The 322-nt window shown below is 55.0% G+C and carries 1 rRNA gene; it reads left to right on the top strand.

From position 1 onward, the window contains the following. Positions 1 to 246 precede the first annotated feature (246 nt). Positions 247 to 322 (top strand): 16S ribosomal RNA (locus RM609_RS34335); the annotation flags it as partial.

Below are 322 nucleotides of genomic sequence, written 5' to 3'. Positions count from 1 at the left end.
GGAGGAAAGCCCGAGAGGGTGAGTACAAAGGAAGCGTCCGTTCCTTGAGAACTCAACAGCGTGCCAAAAGTCAACGCCAGATATGTTGACACCCCGTCCATCTCGATGGATGAGGTTCCTTTAAAAAGTCCTTCCGTCGACTAGCTCGATGGGAGGCGCACACAGCGAGGACGCTGTGAACGACCGGGCCTATTCCGCCTGGTTGTTCCGCTCAACGCGAGTGTTTCACCGGATTACCGGTAATCATTCACGGAGAGTTTGATCCTGGCTCAGGACGAACGCTGGCGGCGTGCTTAACACATGCAAGTCGAACGATGAAGCC

Source organism: Streptomyces hesseae, assembly GCF_031845785.1.
In the GTDB taxonomy this organism is placed as follows: domain Bacteria; phylum Actinomycetota; class Actinomycetes; order Streptomycetales; family Streptomycetaceae; genus Streptomyces; species Streptomyces hesseae.
This window is presented reverse-complemented; position numbering and strand designations above follow the sequence as displayed.